19 protein-coding genes and 1 pseudogene are annotated in these 16,634 nt (G+C 37.1%); 18 read left to right on the top strand and 2 right to left on the bottom strand.

What is annotated here, in order from left to right; genetic code table 11:
• Nucleotides 1-12: 12 nt before the first annotated feature.
• The 15 genes and pseudogenes from MHB39_RS11565 (at nt 13) to MHB39_RS11635 (ending at nt 12,566) form a co-directional block, all read left to right on the top strand.
• Complete coding sequence (locus tag MHB39_RS11565; RefSeq protein WP_016992678.1) at nt 13-426, top strand: hypothetical protein; 414 nt, start codon at nt 13-15, stop codon at nt 424-426.
• 311 nt (nt 427-737) lie between these two features.
• On the top strand, nt 738-1,700 hold the full coding sequence (locus tag MHB39_RS11570; RefSeq protein ID WP_342546843.1) for a tyrosine recombinase XerC: 963 nt from the start codon (nt 738-740) through the stop codon (nt 1,698-1,700).
• A 57-nt stretch (nt 1,701-1,757) separates the two neighbouring features.
• Nucleotides 1,758-2,252: a DinB family protein gene (locus MHB39_RS11575; protein ID WP_342546844.1), complete on the top strand. Its 495-nt coding sequence runs from the start codon at nt 1,758-1,760 to the stop codon at nt 2,250-2,252.
• Nucleotides 2,253-2,414: 162 nt separating this feature from the next.
• Nucleotides 2,415-2,564, top strand: a complete 150-nt coding sequence (locus tag MHB39_RS11580) for a hypothetical protein (RefSeq protein WP_004230023.1) — start codon at nt 2,415-2,417, stop codon at nt 2,562-2,564.
• Nucleotides 2,565-2,764: 200 nt separating this feature from the next.
• Nucleotides 2,765-2,935: a hypothetical protein gene (locus tag MHB39_RS11585; RefSeq protein ID WP_016992674.1), complete on the top strand. Its 171-nt coding sequence runs from the start codon at nt 2,765-2,767 to the stop codon at nt 2,933-2,935.
• Nucleotides 2,936-3,326: 391 nt separating this feature from the next.
• The gene (locus MHB39_RS11590) at nt 3,327-5,045 is read left to right on the top strand and encodes an EAL domain-containing protein (protein ID WP_342546845.1); all 1,719 of its coding nucleotides are present in this window, start codon (nt 3,327-3,329) and stop codon (nt 5,043-5,045) included.
• Between the two features lie 367 nt (nt 5,046-5,412).
• Nucleotides 5,413-6,849 (top strand): proline--tRNA ligase, encoded by a 1,437-nt coding sequence (proS, locus tag MHB39_RS11595; protein WP_112118671.1) that lies wholly within the window; start codon nt 5,413-5,415, stop codon nt 6,847-6,849.
• A gap of 100 nt (nt 6,850-6,949) precedes the next feature.
• Complete coding sequence (locus MHB39_RS11600) at nt 6,950-8,032, top strand: hypothetical protein (protein ID WP_342546846.1); 1,083 nt, start codon at nt 6,950-6,952, stop codon at nt 8,030-8,032.
• Nucleotides 8,033-8,048: 16 nt separating this feature from the next.
• Entirely contained in the window at nt 8,049-8,735 is a 687-nt protein-coding gene (locus tag MHB39_RS11605) for a diphthine--ammonia ligase (RefSeq protein ID WP_342546847.1), read from the top strand.
• Between the two features lie 102 nt (nt 8,736-8,837).
• A complete protein-coding gene (locus MHB39_RS11610; protein ID WP_342546848.1) occupies nt 8,838-9,161 on the top strand; it encodes a winged helix-turn-helix domain-containing protein in 324 nt (107 codons plus the stop codon).
• Between the two features lie 36 nt (nt 9,162-9,197).
• Nucleotides 9,198-9,416 carry a hypothetical protein gene (locus tag MHB39_RS11615; RefSeq protein ID WP_016992667.1) on the top strand — a complete coding sequence of 73 codons (219 nt, stop codon included), beginning with the start codon at nt 9,198-9,200 and terminating at the stop codon, nt 9,414-9,416.
• Between the two features lie 293 nt (nt 9,417-9,709).
• Nucleotides 9,710-10,036, top strand: coding sequence for a metalloregulator ArsR/SmtB family transcription factor (locus MHB39_RS11620; protein WP_016992666.1), 327 nt, complete (start codon nt 9,710-9,712; stop codon nt 10,034-10,036).
• Complete coding sequence (locus tag MHB39_RS11625; RefSeq protein ID WP_258858943.1) at nt 10,033-10,443, top strand: SRPBCC domain-containing protein; 411 nt, start codon at nt 10,033-10,035, stop codon at nt 10,441-10,443. Before MHB39_RS11620 ends, MHB39_RS11625 begins: the two co-directional genes overlap by 4 nt.
• Nucleotides 10,444-10,546: 103 nt before the next feature.
• A pseudogene (locus MHB39_RS11630) lies at nt 10,547-11,329 on the top strand (excinuclease ABC subunit UvrA); the annotation flags it as partial.
• 628 nt (nt 11,330-11,957) lie between these two features.
• A complete protein-coding gene (locus MHB39_RS11635) occupies nt 11,958-12,566 on the top strand; it encodes a DUF4304 domain-containing protein (protein ID WP_342546850.1) in 609 nt (202 codons plus the stop codon).
• 49 nt (nt 12,567-12,615) lie between these two features.
• On the opposite strand, the gene MHB39_RS11640 is transcribed toward MHB39_RS11635, so the two are convergent.
• Complete coding sequence (locus MHB39_RS11640) at nt 12,616-13,218, bottom strand: YitT family protein (protein WP_342546851.1); 603 nt, start codon at nt 13,216-13,218, stop codon at nt 12,616-12,618.
• Between the two features lie 125 nt (nt 13,219-13,343).
• Between MHB39_RS11640 and MHB39_RS11645 the strand changes: the two genes are divergently transcribed.
• Nucleotides 13,344-13,862: a GNAT family N-acetyltransferase gene (locus MHB39_RS11645; RefSeq protein ID WP_342546852.1), complete on the top strand. Its 519-nt coding sequence runs from the start codon at nt 13,344-13,346 to the stop codon at nt 13,860-13,862.
• Nucleotides 13,863-13,907: 45 nt separating this feature from the next.
• Here the strand turns inward: MHB39_RS11645 and MHB39_RS11650 are convergent, their stop codons facing one another.
• Nucleotides 13,908-14,525, bottom strand: a complete 618-nt coding sequence (locus MHB39_RS11650; RefSeq protein WP_313150178.1) for an FMN-binding negative transcriptional regulator — start codon at nt 14,523-14,525, stop codon at nt 13,908-13,910.
• A 166-nt stretch (nt 14,526-14,691) separates the two neighbouring features.
• On the opposite strand from MHB39_RS11650, the gene MHB39_RS11655 reads away from it, so the two are divergent.
• A complete protein-coding gene (locus MHB39_RS11655) occupies nt 14,692-16,107 on the top strand; it encodes a PLP-dependent aminotransferase family protein (protein WP_342546853.1) in 1,416 nt (471 codons plus the stop codon).
• Nucleotides 16,108-16,177: 70 nt separating this feature from the next.
• Complete coding sequence (locus tag MHB39_RS11660) at nt 16,178-16,609, top strand: DUF2935 domain-containing protein (protein ID WP_016991725.1); 432 nt, start codon at nt 16,178-16,180, stop codon at nt 16,607-16,609.
• The last annotated feature ends 25 nt before the right edge of the window (nt 16,610-16,634 follow it).

A 16,634-nucleotide genomic window follows, 5' to 3' on the forward strand; every position in this document is an offset into this window, starting at 1 on the left:
GAGCTAACAACCATGACCATCATTAATTTAATGCAAGCGTATGAATTAGATAAACTATCCAAATTAAATTTATCAGACGAGGAGATTTTACGAGCTTTGCGTTCGGGGGATGTATCAGCTTGGCAAGAACAAGTACCAAACTATGAATTTAGTGAGACAATGGCTCTTTTTCAGGAAGGGGAACAACAGTTCTTGGATGCGTACAATGGCCATTATCGAATCAAGTATGTAACATTACCAGGCATCCAACGTTTATTGCAGCTACGCTTTCAATTAGAAGAAGGGAAGGATTACCAACTATTAGAAACAGGTATCCAGCATTTAACGTGTGATGAGGAGACAGTCACAAGACTTCAGCAAATGTTATCGACAAACTGGTCACTAACAAAACAAGAGGATGGGACTTATTCAGTTTTTGTAAAATAATTCCATGTGTGTTGTGAGACGAATTGACATGGACAGTTACCCATCTACTGTTTTTTCAACGCGTCTCACACAGCAAATAAAGTCTACTAGATTTTAATATTCATTTATCGTGAACTTTATGCCTAAAATCCTATAACTGTCACAAAATAGTTGTAACAAAAAACCTCTTTTTAAAAAGGGTTTTTTTATTACCCTTAAACAGAACATTTGTTCTGTAGTGCGAAAAAGGGCATTTTTTTTCAATAAAGTTCCCAAATTTATATTTGGGAACGTTTTTTCATGGTAAAATAGAGAAAATAGAGGTGATGAGCATGCAACAAACGAAGCAACCAAAATTCATGAAGGATTTTCTTGTCTATTTAACAACCATCAAAGGAAAGTCCCAGCGTACAAGAAAAGAATATGAATATGACCTGACCTTATTTTTTCGCTTCTACAAAGCTGTCCAAGAGGATTTGGATATAGAGAATTTATCCACCATTGATATTGGCACTATTACAATAGAAGAAATACGCGAAATGACATTAGAGGATCTTTATTTATTTATGGAATATTGCGAAGTACAGCGAGGCAATTCAGCTGCTGCAAGAGCGCGAAAAGTGGCAACATTAAAATCCTTTTTTAAATATTTAAAAGGCAAACGTCGACTTATCGAGGAAAATCCAGCAGATGAATTAGAAACACCAAAGATAGGCAGAAAACGACCTATTTATATGAACCTACAAGAAGCTACACAATTTATAGATGGGATTAAAAGCAATCAGGCATCCCCGAGAAATTATTGCATGATGATGTTTTTCTTAAATTTAGGAATACGTGTCACCGAGCTATGTCAGCTTAACAAGACATCCATTCAAGGACGTTATTTAACCGTAATTGGGAAGGGCAACAAAGAGCGCACAGTCTATTTAAATGATAGCTGTATGCAGGCACTTGCTGACTATGAAAACAGTGGGAAGACACCCTATAAAGGAGAAGGCGAGGAGCCCCTTTTTGTGTCACAAAAGGGAACACGCTTTACACGTCAAACCGTTGCCAAAATCGTTAAACGCATTAATCAGCAGTCAGGTCTTCAAAAAGAACGACTTACACCACACAAGCTACGCCATACATCTGCAACGATGATGTATAAAGCAGGGGCAGATATCCGTAGTTTGCAGCACATTTTAGGGCATTCTAGCGTCGCAACCACGCAAATTTATACACATATTGAAGATGAGCAGCTACAGCATGTTTTAGAGAATAATCCATTTAATATTGTTCGTGAAAGATGATTTTCCCCTCTCCATATCGAATATATAGTAGAAGACCTAATGAAAGGGGAGCCAAGGATGTCAAACGTCAAAGAACATCTTGATGCCACAAGAACACAATTGCTTCAGGAGATTCACACATTGGACGATACAGCCTTTAATAAGAAACCAGATGCACAAAGCTGGAGTGTAGCGCAAATCTGCCACCATCTCGTATTAGTAGAGGAAGCAACAAAGAAAGCCATTACATGGGGATTAAAGGCAGAGGAACAGTCAACACCCGCTCGAAAAAATGTTCAGCTCATCTTAGATCGAACAAGAAAGTTCCAAGCACCGCCTATTGTAGAGCCAGCAAAAGAGCCTTTCACTGTTCAAGCGATGCTGGATTTACTAGCTACAACAAGAAAGAACCTCCTCGCCTTTTTACAAACAATTGAGGAAACTGAAGCATTAGCTAAGCGCGCTGTGCAGCACCCAGCTTTAGGCGAATTACCACTCGATCAATGGATTGAAATGGTCTATTTGCACGAGCAACGTCATATCAAGCAATTACAAGAAATCGTTAAAGAATAACATGTATGAAAGGAATTTGGCCACAGGAGATGAGCTAAATTCCTTTTATTGTTATTCAATTTTTCTGTTATAATCTCTTGACGTGCTACATAATCTGTTATATATTAAATAAAAATAATAACAACTGTTATAAAACAGTTTTCGTTAGAGGAGGAAATATAAATGTCAAAGTATCGTGATGGTTATGAATTTTATTGTGAAATGTGTGAGCGCTATGGATTGGAGCCAATTTCTTTCCGTTACTATGTATTACAATTATCACAGCAACAACTTTCAGCTTACAATATGCAAGCAAAACAATTAGGAATTTAAAAGGAGTGATTATGACGGAAGCCGCCGTGAATATTTTATGAAAAGCCCAGCCATACTAAATAAAATGGTCTGGGCTTTCGTAATTTCAGATAATTTATTGACAAGTATAGTAGCCTGTTATATATTTTTAAACAAATAATATTTCTGTTATATAACAAAAAATAGACATATAGTAGCAAATGTGAAAGGAAGTTATGAGGATGACAGATTATCGAGAAGGTTATGAATTTTATCGCCAAGTATGTGAGGAGCATGGGCTAGAGCCTATTAATTTTCACTATTACATTTTAAATTTATCTCAAGAGCAATTAGATGCCTACAACAAGCAGGCAAAATCAACGGGGGGTTCAATAGAATATGAGGTCTCTTAACAACTAACATGCCTTACTTCCTATGCGGGACAGTAAGGCATTTTACTTTAACAAAAATTTTACAAGACATCAAAACGTACTATATGAAACTTTTATATTTTGTATTAAAAAGATAAATAGCCTAAATAAACTAACTCATATAGTTCAAAAGTATCGAAAAACTATATATTTAGACAATTTCAAGGTGTTTAGATACACTAAATTTTGTCTATTTTATTAAAAACTATCAAATGCTGCTTTGAATGTTTTTGAGATTTGGGTTGAATTAACTGCTTTTCTAAGACTATAATATAATTACATAAAAAAGGGCGATATACCACAACTTTATACCTCGCTGTAAGATAAAGCAAAAGTACCAAACCCTTCATATTTTAATGAATGGAGAATGAAAATGATGAATATCACGCCTAGTAGTGTTAATCAAATGAACTACAGTCTAAAAGAATTACAAGATATCTTTTCCGCCATGAATAGTTCCATCATTGTAGCGATTACAGATCGCACCGGAAAAATTACTTTTGTTAATGATCATTTTTGTAAAATTTCAAAGTATACGCGTGAAGAATTAGTTGGCCAAGATCACCGTTTACTAAATTCAGGCTTTCATCCTAAATCTTTCTTTAGAGAGATGTGGAAAACAATCGGTAATGGCGATATGTGGAATGGCGAGGTGTGCAATCGTGCGAAAGATGGCAGTTTATATTGGGTGAAAACAACGATTTTTCCGTTCCTAGATGAACGAGGAAAGCCTTATCAATATATTGCCATTCGCGTAGATATTACAGCGCAAAAGGACATTAAAAAAATTACTCATATTGCCTATCACGATGAACTAACAGGGCTACCAAATCGTCGCAAATTAGAACAGCGTTTAGAAAATGAATTTCATCAATCTCGACGTACAGGAGAGAAGTTTGCGTTATTTTTCATTGATGTGAATCGTTTCAAACACATTAACGACGGACTTGGTCATATTATTGGCGATATGTTTTTAGTGGAAATGTCCAATCGTCTGCGCAATATTGATCATACATCGAATTCTTTCTATCGCCACAATAGCGATGAATTTGTCATGATTTTAAATGATGTCAATCGCATTGATGAAATGGCTAAGGAAATTATTGGCGTCTTCAATGAAAGCTTTATTGTCGATACCTATGAATTTTACGCGAGTACTAGTATCGGCATCAGTGTATTCCCAGATCATGCAAACTCTGTGGAAGAATTATTGAAAAATGCGGATATTGCTATGTATGCAGCAAAATCTACACGAGGCAATCAATATCGACTCTATCGCGACAATATGGACGAGGCCAATGATAAATGGCTTTTACTTGAAACAAAATTACATCAAGCATTAAAGCAAGATCGTCTAGAATTACATTATCAGCCAAAGATCGACTTAAAAACGGATTCTGTTATTGGTATGGAGGCATTGCTACGCTGGTATGACCCTGAATTAGGTCATATTCCGCCAGATCGTTTTATTCCATTTGCAGAGGATTGTGGATTGATTAATGATATTGGTGTATGGGTTTTACGTAAAGCCTGTGCTCAAGCTCGTCAGTGGAATGAATCACATGATTTATCATTGCGGGTAGCTGTAAATATTTCACCAATTCATATTAGTACAGGTGGCTTTGTAGATATGGTGCGTAGTGTCATTGCAGAAACAGGCATTGACCCTAATTTATTAGAAATTGAAATTACCGAGATGAGTATGCTTGATTATACGGAAGATTTAATTGATACGATCAAGCAATTACGAGAACTAGGTATAACTATTTCATTAGATGATTTCGGGACAGGCTATTCATCGTTAAATTATTTAAAAAAATTCCCAGTGGATGTACTTAAAATTGATCGTGCCTTTGTCCGTGATATCGTACCTGAGAAGTCTGGAATCGCTATGATTTCAGCCATGATTTCATTAGCACATGCCTTAAATCTCCAAGTAGTAGCTGAAGGTGTAGAGGAGGAAGCTGAATTAAATGTTCTGCGTGAGCATGGATGTGAGTATGTGCAGGGCTATTATTTTAGTAAGCCTTTATCTGTAGAAGATTTTACGAATCTCATTGTTAATACTGTCACAAATAAATCCAGTTATTAATTGCTATTCCTGAATGATTTTGCTAAAGTGGGATAAAGTAAAACTGTTAACATGATAAACCATTTGATGATGTGGCCAAGTAAGTAAGAATTGTGAAACAGAAAATATAGCACCTGCTGAGAGCTATATCACCGCTTCTTGACTGAACACCTACCACGGAGATGTTATGCAAACATAACCGAGTCGTTTTCGTTACCAAACGTGAGAGGGCTTTATATTCAACATAAAGCTAAATCAAGGTGGTACCACGTCATTCCAGCACAAAGACGTCCTTATTCAGAGGACAGCTTTGTGCTTTTTTCTTGCTTCAGCTAAATCTTCATACGGGTTGAACAAGTATTCATTTAACAAAATTGGAGGAGAACACATGTCAAGACAACTAGAAGATTTTTCGAAATGGTATATCGAGACCATCCAAAAAGCCGATTTAATGGATTATACACCTGTTCGAGGCTGTATCGCCTTTAAGCCAGACGGCTATGAAATTTGGGAGCATATTCAGGAGGAAATGGATCGTCGCTTTAAAGAGACAGGACATCGTAATGCCTATTTCCCAATGCTTATCCCTGAATCCTTCTTTCAAAAGGAAAAGGATCATATCGAAGGATTCTCACCTGAGCTTCCTTGGGTAACCGAGGCAGCAGGGGAACAATTAGAAGAACGGCTAGCCCTTCGTCCAACATCTGAGACGATGATTGGTCATCTTTACTCTAATTGGATTAAAAGCTACCGTGACCTACCAGTGCTAATCAACCAATGGGCAAATGTCTTCCGTTGGGAAAAGAAAACACTACCTTTTATCCGGACATCAGAATTTTTATGGCAAGAAGGGCATACAGCGCACGTGGATGAAGCAGATGCTCGGCAGGAAACAATGCAAATGCTAGACATTTATAAAGAAGTAGTAGAACAGGTGCTAGCAATTCCTGTCTATGATGGACAAAAAACACCTTCTGAACGTTTCGCAGGGGCTGTCGATACGTACTCTATTGAGGCAATGATGAAAAACGGCAAGGCTGTTCAAGCAGGAACATCGCATTATTTAGGAACAAAATTTGCTGAAGCCTTTAATATCAAATATTTAAATAAAGCAAACCAGCATGAATATGTGCATACAACATCTTGGGGTACTTCTACACGCTTAATTGGCTCGGTTATTATGGTGCATGGGGATGAGCAGGGACTTGTTTTACCTCCACGCATCGCACCAACGCAAGTCGTTTTAATTCCAGTAGGTCCATGGAAAAAGAACCCTCAAATCATGGAGCATTTAGATGAGATTTTTGCGGCCTTAAAAGCGAAGGGAATTCGTGTACGTCTGGATGACTCAGACCAATCACCAGGCTATAAGTTCAATGAATGGGAGCTAAAGGGCGTGCCTGTGCGTGTTGAATTAGGGCCACGTGACCTAGAAAACAAGCAAGCTTTACTGAAAGCGCGTGATGAAGAGGAAAAACGAACTGTCGATTTAGCTACAATCATCACAGCTATTGAAGAAGAGTTAACAACCATGCAAACGCGCTTATTAGAAAAAGCTCGTCAATTCCGTGAAGCAAATGCTCACACAACGATTGACACGCTTCCACAATTACAACAGCACATTGACACAGCAAAAGACAATGGCACAATCCCAGGCTGGGTGCTTGCTGGCTGGTGTGGCGAGGATGCATGTGAGGAAAAAGTGAAGGAAGAAACAAAATACACATCTCGCAATATTCCATTCAATCCACCAACAACGAAAACCACATGTATTGGCTGTGGAAACGAAGCAAAACATACAGTTTGGTTTGCACAAGCTTATTAATATCATTCAAACACCCTCCTATTTCGTAGGAGGGTGTTGTTGTTAGATTATGATAAAATAAAGGGACGTTATGACTTGCCATAAAGAAATGAGGATATGCATGGTGAATGTACAAGCATTATTCAATAACTATCTAAATATCAAATTCAATCGGGGATTACAAGCTGTTCCAATGGAGGACTTTGAGTATGCTGTATTAGACGATCATAGCGCAGAGCTCTTTTTTAGTGCTCATGAGCATGAAACATTTTTGGCGTGGGCAGAGGAGCTTCAACCACCAGATCCGCAGTACAGTGATATGCCAAATGAGAAACCTATACTCTCATCGAATTTCCATCAACTCGATGTTTACGATGAGCAAGTATTTTACTATTTAATCTATACTATTAACGCTACGACGAAGATCGTTCCGCGTAATCGTTATAATAAGATGAATGACTTGATGAAAAATTATTGTTTCTTCCAGCTATCTCAGCTAGCGTCTATTACTAGATTAGACGATGAGCAAAGACGACAATTAAAGGATTTTTTCTTCTTTTTCTATCTGTATGCGCATCCAGTGAATGAGGAAACGTTATACGCCTTTTCTTTTCTCGACCAGACGTTAGTGCATACAAAAACGAATATCCATCTAGGGCAATATATTTCTTTTTACCATGATTATTTTAATGAGCATTTCTACAACTATCAGGAGCAATTAGTCATTGCACCTGAAGACATAGATGCTTGTAAGCACCTCACATTAGAGCTCTTACATACTTTAGAGGGGAAATCCAAGAAGCTCGCGATGCCTTATGAGGAAGGACTAGGGGAAATCATACTATTGCTGAATGATGTCAACCATTTTTTACATATGTATACGGAAAATAAACTAGCATTCTTTCAACTGCTACACAGCACTGTGCTAGAAGAACAGACAAATCCTTATCGAGAACATTGCGTAAGTATGTTATTACAAAATTATGCTACTTATATTTTGTCTTTCCATTTCGGTGAGCTAGATGATTTAATCGAGTATTTTCAGGACCACCCATTACCGTGTAAGCTCATCCTCAATAAATTGTTTGCCGAAACGATCTTTTTACAGAAAATCATGAGGCAGTCCAATATGGACATCAACAACTATCCGAAAATTACTCAGTTTTTCGACGAGGAAGCTAAAAAAATCTATCTCGATAAATAATAGGGAGGAACGTAAAATGACAGATAGCACAAACTGGAAAAATAATGCGCTGAATCAAAAATTTATTGCTTCATTTAGTGGTGGAAAGGATAGTGTCTTAGCTTTATATAAAGCATCACAGGAGGGTCAAGCAATGGGTCTTATCGTGATGTTGGAGGAAGAAGGGCAACGCTCAAGGTCGCATGGAATGCCACCAGAAATTATCCAAGCACAAGCCGACTCTATTGGGCTACCTGTCTATACGGCTGCTGCAAGCTGGGCCGAGTATGAGCAAGTGTTTATTGGTCTTTTAGAAAATGCAAAAAATCAAGGAGCTGAGGTATTAGTTACAGGTGATTTAGATATGCCTGCACACGGCTGCTGGCATGATCAAGTGGCAAAAAAGGCCGGATTAAAGCTTGGTATGCCTTTATGGGAAATGAACCATCGGGAAGCTGTCGATGAATTTATTCACTTAGGATTTAGCACGATGATTGTCACAGTTAACCTATCGTTAGGTATGACCGAAGCAGATTTAGGAAGAATCCTTACTAACGATTATGTTCAGGAACTAGAAGCACGCGGCATTGACCCTTGTGGTGAGGGCGGAGAATTCCATACAACCGTCTTAGATGGACCGCTTTTTCAGCAGCCAATTACTGTCCGGAAATGCCCAGTAATACGAGATGGAGACTATGCATTTTTACCTTTGGAGCTTGCGTAAGTCACTCAAGATAACCTTTAATGTGATGACCAATTCATTACATTAAAGGTTTTTTTGATCTCTTCTTGTCTTTTTATTTCATATGTAATAAAATTATTACATATGAAAGATATATTTAAAGGTGAAGAGCTGTTAACAGTATTGGGTGCGCTGTCAAATCCTTATCGTTTAAAAATTATTGCCATTCTTCATCAAGAAAAGCAATATGTTAGTCAACTTGCAAGAGAGTTAGGAATCAGTAGACCATTACTTTATTTGCACTTACAGAAATTAGAGGAAGCCCACTTAATTAATGGCTATCATGAGGTTTCTGAAAGTGGTAAAGCAATGAAGTATTATACCCTAAACCCTTTTAGCCTGACCTTAAATGCCGATGTCATTTCCCAAGTTGCAAACGACATCACGGATAAAAATAGTAAGGAGTAGACTTTGTAAGAATTAGATAGAAAAGGAGGTCAACAAATGTCATCAATGTCGATAGTTTCTGTAGTTTCTTTGCTGCCACTTATCGTTCTTATTTTAATTTTTATTTTTGTGTTCACTGTCATTCGTCGAGCGGAGCGCCGTGCCGAAGAACAACTAAAATTAGATAAAGAAACAGCTCAATTGCAACAACAGCAAATTCAAGAAATAAACAAACGCTTAACGAATATCGAAAATATATTGAAACAAGTGGATTAGGGAATACTACTGTTTGTAGGATTATTGTCCTGTATTAAATATTTGAAGAATTTTCTTTTCAGATAATCAGTCTAAGGATCATCCTTTGTCTACGTATGCTGGATAGTTATAAAAAATGAATTAGTTTAGTAAAAGTACAAGGTGCTCACCTCTGTACTTTTTTGTATTTCACCTATTTCTTTTTTGATGATTAGAATACATAGCATTTTGTCTAAAATAACATTTGACTGGACACTAAATGGTGGCATATAATTAAGACACCATTTAGTGTCCTATTAGAAAGGGTGGTGGTTTTGAGTAACAATCATCAAGAGCGTGACGTCTATGTAGCTATCGCTGATCCAACAAGACGAACATTGATTCGTTTATTAGCAGAGGCAGAGGAGTTACCGCTTCACGAATTAACCGCTCAATTTGATATGGGGCGTACGGCCGTATCGAAACATTTAGCCATCCTGAAAGATGCAGGTCTTGTTCTGGCTCGCAAGGAAGGTAGAGAGACGAGGTACCGCTTGAATGCTGCTCCATTGAAGGAAATACAGGATTGGGTCTCGTTGTATGAAGGATTTTGGAAAGAAAGAATATCAAAACTACAGCTTTTATTGGAGGAAAACAAATGAAACCAGATGTATCCTTAGATTTTAAATTTACAAGTTCAATCGAGCAAGTATGGCACGCTTTAACTGATTCAGAGACACTTGCAAAATGGATATGGAGCAATGACTTCCAACCCGTTGTGGGGCATAAATTTCAATTTCGTGCTGAACCAAACGAATGGTGGGACGGCATTGTAGATTGTGAGGTGCTGGAAGTAGAAGAGCCTCACAAATTATCTTATACGTGGACAAGTGCTGGCGAAACGACTACAGTAACTTGGACATTAGCAGAACAATCAGATGGCACAATACAGCTTCACCTCGATCAAAGTGGCTTTAGCGAAGAAACAAAGGCTCGTCAAGGAGCAATTGAAGGTGCTAAATACGCTTGGACAAATATGGGTGCCCAGCTTGAAAAAGTATTAGCCTAGCCTAATCATTATTTATAATCTTACAATGAAGAACGCAATTCCTAAGCAAGAATTGTGTTCTTTCATTTTCTAACAAGCCTACTATACACGAAAGGATTATGACATGAAGATCAATCAATTAATTGCCAATAATATCAGTCGTTTAGATGTTGTCTTACCAGAGGATCAATCACTTGGAATTGCCGGGTTATCTGGCTCAGGGAAAACGACATTTTGTCAAACGATTGGGGAAGAGTCAAAAAAACGTCTCGTCTCTTTATTACCAAAGGCTGAATATCAATATTTGTTTCCAAACATTATGGAAACGAACTTCAGTGCCATTAAAATGGAGGACATGCCTCTTGTACTTTTTCTAGGAAAATCCTCAATCTCTAGCAACCCACGTTCCACGATTGGTACACACACAGGTGTTTTTAAAGAAATTCGTAATCGACTGGCAGATGAATTTCATCTTTCTCCAGAGATGTTTTCCTTTAACAATGCGTTAGGCTGGTGTCCTGCATGTAAGGGGCGAGGCACGACAAAAAATGTAGAATGTAAAAAATGTTTGGGTAAGCGCTATAGCCCAGAAGTGGAGCAGCATAAAATCACTTTATGGAATGAACTCTATAGTATTTCTGATATTCACAATTTAAGTATAGAAGCCATCTATTCCTTATCAGAAGAATTAAATATCAGCGAAGAAAAACAGCATATTCTTCACAATATTATGCAAATGAATATTGGCTACTTAACCTTAAATCGCATTATGGGGACTTTATCAGGTGGAGAATTAACAAGACTGTACTTAGCAGAATTCATGGCAACAAGTGAAAACACCGTGATTATTGTTGATGAAATTTCTGTGGGTCTGGACCATAACACCTTACTAAAAATTTTAGAGCAAACTATATATGCTTTTGCTGTATTTGTTATATCTGCTATTGTTGCCGCTTTCGCATCATGAATACCCATACCTGTAAAGAACATAAACGATGCGAAAATGGGTAGTAACCATTTTTTCTTCAATTCATTCTTACTCCTTTCAAAAAGCTTTCGCCTTTTTGAACTAAAGTAAGAATAGCATGAAATAGGGTAGAGTTATTTTTCAATAATATTACCGATTACCCCTCAACACCAAAATTGAAACCTTAATTTTAATTGTGTAAAACTTTTGCAATAATAATGGGCAATTTTACTAAAAATATATGAAATTAATGGATTTATAGGGACATAAGTGTTAATTTAAACGTTTTATCCAATTAAAAAACCGTTATTTTTAGTGGCTTTCCAAAATAACGGTTATTTAAACATTATTATTTTTGTGTGATACTCACGTTATGACACTAAGGATGGTGGTAGAAAATTCTGCTTTTATGTAGTTCCGGTAACTGCAAAGTCGTATTTTGTTAGATAGAAAAAGTTAGCCTTAATTTATGTTTTTGAGCAATGGATACGTTAAACTATAATAGAAATAAATAGGTTCAATAGGAGATATTAATCGAATTAATATTAAACGAGAAGGAGGTATTCCATTGCAGCAGATTTTTAATGCATTAATAAAACAGGACATCAAGCCATTTCTAATCAAGCGAGGCTACAAAAAGAAAGGATTGAATTTCTATCGAACAACGGAAAACCTTATCTATCTGATCAATTTCCAAAAATCTTCTGGTAATACAGTCGATACGATGATGTTTTATGTGAACTGTGGGATATATGCAGCAGAGCTAGCACAGCTACAATCAAGAGAAATGGTGACAGCACCCAAAGAAGCAGCATGTCACTTTCGAGCAAGGATTAGCTCCATTGTCGAAGACGCACCTGATCGATTTTCCATCACAGCCACTACAAATATGGACGAATTAACAAACATACTGCTGCTGGGGTTAGAGGAGGTTCATAATTTCTATGAAACGATGACTTCTGCAAGATCCATTGTTGATTATTATATAGCAGGGCCATTTTTGCACTTGGGCGAAGAAAGTTTTCATTTTTTATTACAAGCCAATGATGTAACAACAGCAAAGCTCTATTATAATGCATTGCAGAAGAAGTATGGAACCGAACAGAGGTGGTCCATTTTTCAAAATAAATACCAAGCCATTTTCAATCAATACGGTGTGGAACTTGAGGAAGATTAGGCATCACAAAACCAGAATTTATTCTTGAGCGAGTAACTAGTTTTATAAGTTAGGATTTATTCAATATATTATCTAGTATTCTTCCAGTTATCGGCATAAAAAAATGGAGGATATAGCCACCGAAGCAAACGGTTAATAATGTACCGACACCGATTGGACCATTAAAAAAGATAGCCAACATGAAAAATAAAAGATAAATAAGAGTTCTTGAGAAAAAAATCGTTTTTCTAGTTAATTCTTTGATAATTAAAGTAAGTCGATCTACAGGAATTGGTGCAAAATTTGTGTGTAAATAAGTCGCCGTTCCTAACCCAACTATAACTAAACCAGTAGTAAAACAGACAGCTTGGCTAAACAAAATATCTGGGGATACTACATCATGTAATAAAAATAACCACATATCTATCCCTATGCCCGTGATCAATGCGGTGATCAACCCTAAAACTTCAGGCTTTTTTCTAGCTAATAGGGAATTACTACCTATTAAAAGGAGTGCTAAGATGATTTCCCAACTACCGACCGTTAGCCCCACATTTTTAGATAAGCCTACTAGAAGCGCATCGAAAGGTGAGGTGCCGAGTTTAGATTGAATTGTGAGCGAAATACCTAGCGTTAAAATTAAAATGCCCACTACATAAAAGATATATTTCAACTAAAAGACCTCCTCCTGATATTTTTATTGCAAATACAACAAAATTGCGATAAATTGACTATATACTCTTTTTATTGCATTTGCAATATAAAATCTAGAAAGAGTTACGAAAAGGAGTGGAATCAATGTCTGTTAAATTAGAGAAGTGTGAGCACGCAGATTTAAAACAGCTTCAAGCAATAAGTATTGAAACATTCAATGATACATTTAAAGATCAGAACTCCCCCGAAAATATGAAGGCTTATTTAGAGCGTGCCTTTCAGGAGCAGCAGCTAGAGAAGGAATTAGCCAATTTGGATTCAGCATTCTATTTTATCTATTATGAGGAAGAAATAGCTGGTTATTTAAAAGTAAATGTCAACGAAGCACAATCCGAACGAATGGGGGATGAGTCATTAGAGGTGGAGAGAATTTATGTTCGACATCAATATCAAGGAAAAGGGCTTGGCAAATACCTTATGAATAAAGCAATAGAGGAGGCTGTAGCTCAAAACAAAAAAAGCATTTGGCTAGGGGTTTGGGAGAAAAATGACAGTGCGATCGGTTTTTATCAGAAAATAGGCTTTGTCCAAACAGGCGCCCATTCTTTTTATATGGGTGACGAAGAACAAATTGATCTTATCATGACGAAAACACTTGCCTAAATGTTATGGCAGAAACGTTGATTCACAACATTTCTGCCTGCTATTTTAATGGCTTCTATTTTTCTTCATCGCCTCAGCCACCGCATCAGCATGTGGATTTTCCTCTTTATAAAGTTCCTTTATTATATTGGCGTAATCATTAGCATTTCGATTTTGACTTAATTTATAGGCTGCCTGCACTTCTTCCACCTTTATTTTAAACCCCTTTATTCCTTTCATTTCTTGCTGCAAAAGCTCAGGAGATAGTTTATCCCACAACACAGGATTTTCACGGAATGACTCATATTTTTCAAGTAAGCTAGTCAAATCTTGTTCTAAAGCTATTCCTTCAATCAGACTTGCCTTTCCATATACATGGACAGCTTGATAATTCCAGGTTGGCACATTTTCATGCTCATACCAAGAGGAAGAGATATAGGCATGTGGACCATTAAATATCACGAGAATGTCTTGTACTTCCTCAAAGGTCTTCCATAAAGGATTACCATAGGCTAAGTGACCAGTCAAATAATAGTCATTCTCGATTTTTTTCAGCAACACGGGGATATGAGCTGCAATTGGCTTACCTTTTCTTATTGAAACGATTGTTGCGAAGGAATTATGTTGAATAAATTCTTTGATTTCTTCTAAATCCGATACTTTGTAATACTTAGGAACATACATGGAAATCTCTCCTTATACATAAAATCATCGCGAGTTTTTTGAATAAAAAAATAATTATGCAGGGATGTCTTTACATTTTCTACTCAACAATGTAGATTTTATTATAATCAATCACTGGCACCTCTTAAAAGTGCCAATAACGCTATTTCTAAAGGAGCCAAGCATCATGCTCGAAATGACCCCAAACCTGAATAATGAGGAACCACTTTACCTTCAATTATATAACTATATAAAAGTAGAAATCCAAAATGGAAAGATAAGGGCTCAACGTAAATTGCCGTCTCAGCGTAGTTTAGCTAAACATTTACAGATTAGTCGCAACACAGTAGATGCAGCATATCAGCAGCTTCTTGCAGAGGGCTATGTGATAAGTAGAGAGCGAGATGGACTATATGTGGTTGACCTTGAAAAAGGTTATTTTCAAGGAGGCCCTCATCATTTTGAACCACAATTAGCGACTCAGCAGAAACAAGACCGACCAGCAATTAAGTACGATTTTAATTATGGAGATATTAATTTAAAAGATTTTCCCTTTAAAATATGGCGTAAATTATCAATGCAGAGCCTTGATGAAGAACAGGCTCAACTCCTTTTATATGGAAATCCACAGGGAGAGCTGGAATTAAGAAATTATATGGCAAGCTATCTTTATGAATCAAGAGGGGTGCAATGCAGTGCAGAGCAAATCGTTATAGGAGCAGGCTTGCAGTATCTTCTGGGTATCGTATGTAACCTAATTGGACGAAATGAGCTTTTTGCTATGGAAGATCCAGGTTATTATCGCGTTCGTTACCTGTTTAAAGATACTGGGATAAAGGTGAAACCAATCCCACTTGACGAGCATGGTATTCATATCAATCCGTTAAGGAAAAATAATATCAAAGCTGTTTATGTCACCCCCTCCCATCAATTTCCTCTAGGAACGGTTATGCCTATCTCAAGAAGATTAGCATTACTAGAGTGGGCAAAGGAAGAAGATGCTTATATCATCGAGGATGATTATGATGGAGAATTTCGATATGCTGGGAAACCGATTCCTGCACTACAGGGATTAGATTCGAGTGATCGCGTCATCTATATGGGCACCTTTTCAAAATCTTTGATTCCATCCATTAAGCTAAGCTATATGATATTACCAAGAAAATTAATGGATTTATTTCATCAGAACAATTACTATGTTCAAACTGTGTCCAGACTCCACCAGCATACGTTACAGCTATTTATAGAGAGTGGGTATTGGGAGAGACACTTGAATAAAACAAGGAATAGTTATAAGCGAAGATATGAGGCTTTAGTAAAGTCCATTCATCAAACTTTCGGGGAAAATGGGAAAATATATGGGGCCAGCAGTGGCTTACATATTTTACTTGAACCAAATAATAAGATGACTGAAGAGGAATTGATTAATACAGCAAAGATGGTTGGCGTTAAGGTCTACCCAACATCCATTTTTTATGCAAATCCCTCGTTCGTACAGCCCGCTAAGGTATTATTGGGGTTTGCTAATTTGGCGGAAGATGAGATAGCCATGGGCATTAAGCTAGTAAACCATGCTTGGTTTAATAGCTCTACTATGACATGAATCTCTTTCAAAGTTCTATTTCCACATTTCTTGTATATACATAATAGAGATAAGTGGGAGGGGGATTTTCATGCAATTTTATTATGGCAATCAAATGCCATTACGTGTATTAGATGAAGCTGAATTTTGGAAGCACCAAGAAGAAGAGCATACAGTAGTAATAAGAGAGCTTGTGAAAGATTTGGAGCAGCCATATGTCGATGCGTTAAAGGAATGGGAAAAAGCTTTCGCTCAAACACATCAGCAAGTTGTAAGATATATAGAAACCGTCAATCGTTCACAGGGACAAGTTTCTCCAGCTTTATTTCAGGATATTTTACAGCTGACTTCCTTCTGTCTTCAACAGAGTGATCAATTTATCCAGTTTTGCCGAACGCTTATGCAAGAAAGTCAACCGATAAGCACCAATCCGACAGCTAAAGTTGTATTAAATCATATCATTGTAGAATCCGAATATTTTATCGGAATCGCTCAAACCATTTTGTATCAACAGAAATACTAGATCTTAGCGTCTAGAAAATGGAGTT

Origin of the sequence: Lysinibacillus sp. FSL K6-4013 (assembly GCF_038630435.1) — a bacterium.
Classification (GTDB): domain Bacteria; phylum Bacillota; class Bacilli; order Bacillales_A; family Planococcaceae; genus Lysinibacillus; species Lysinibacillus boronitolerans.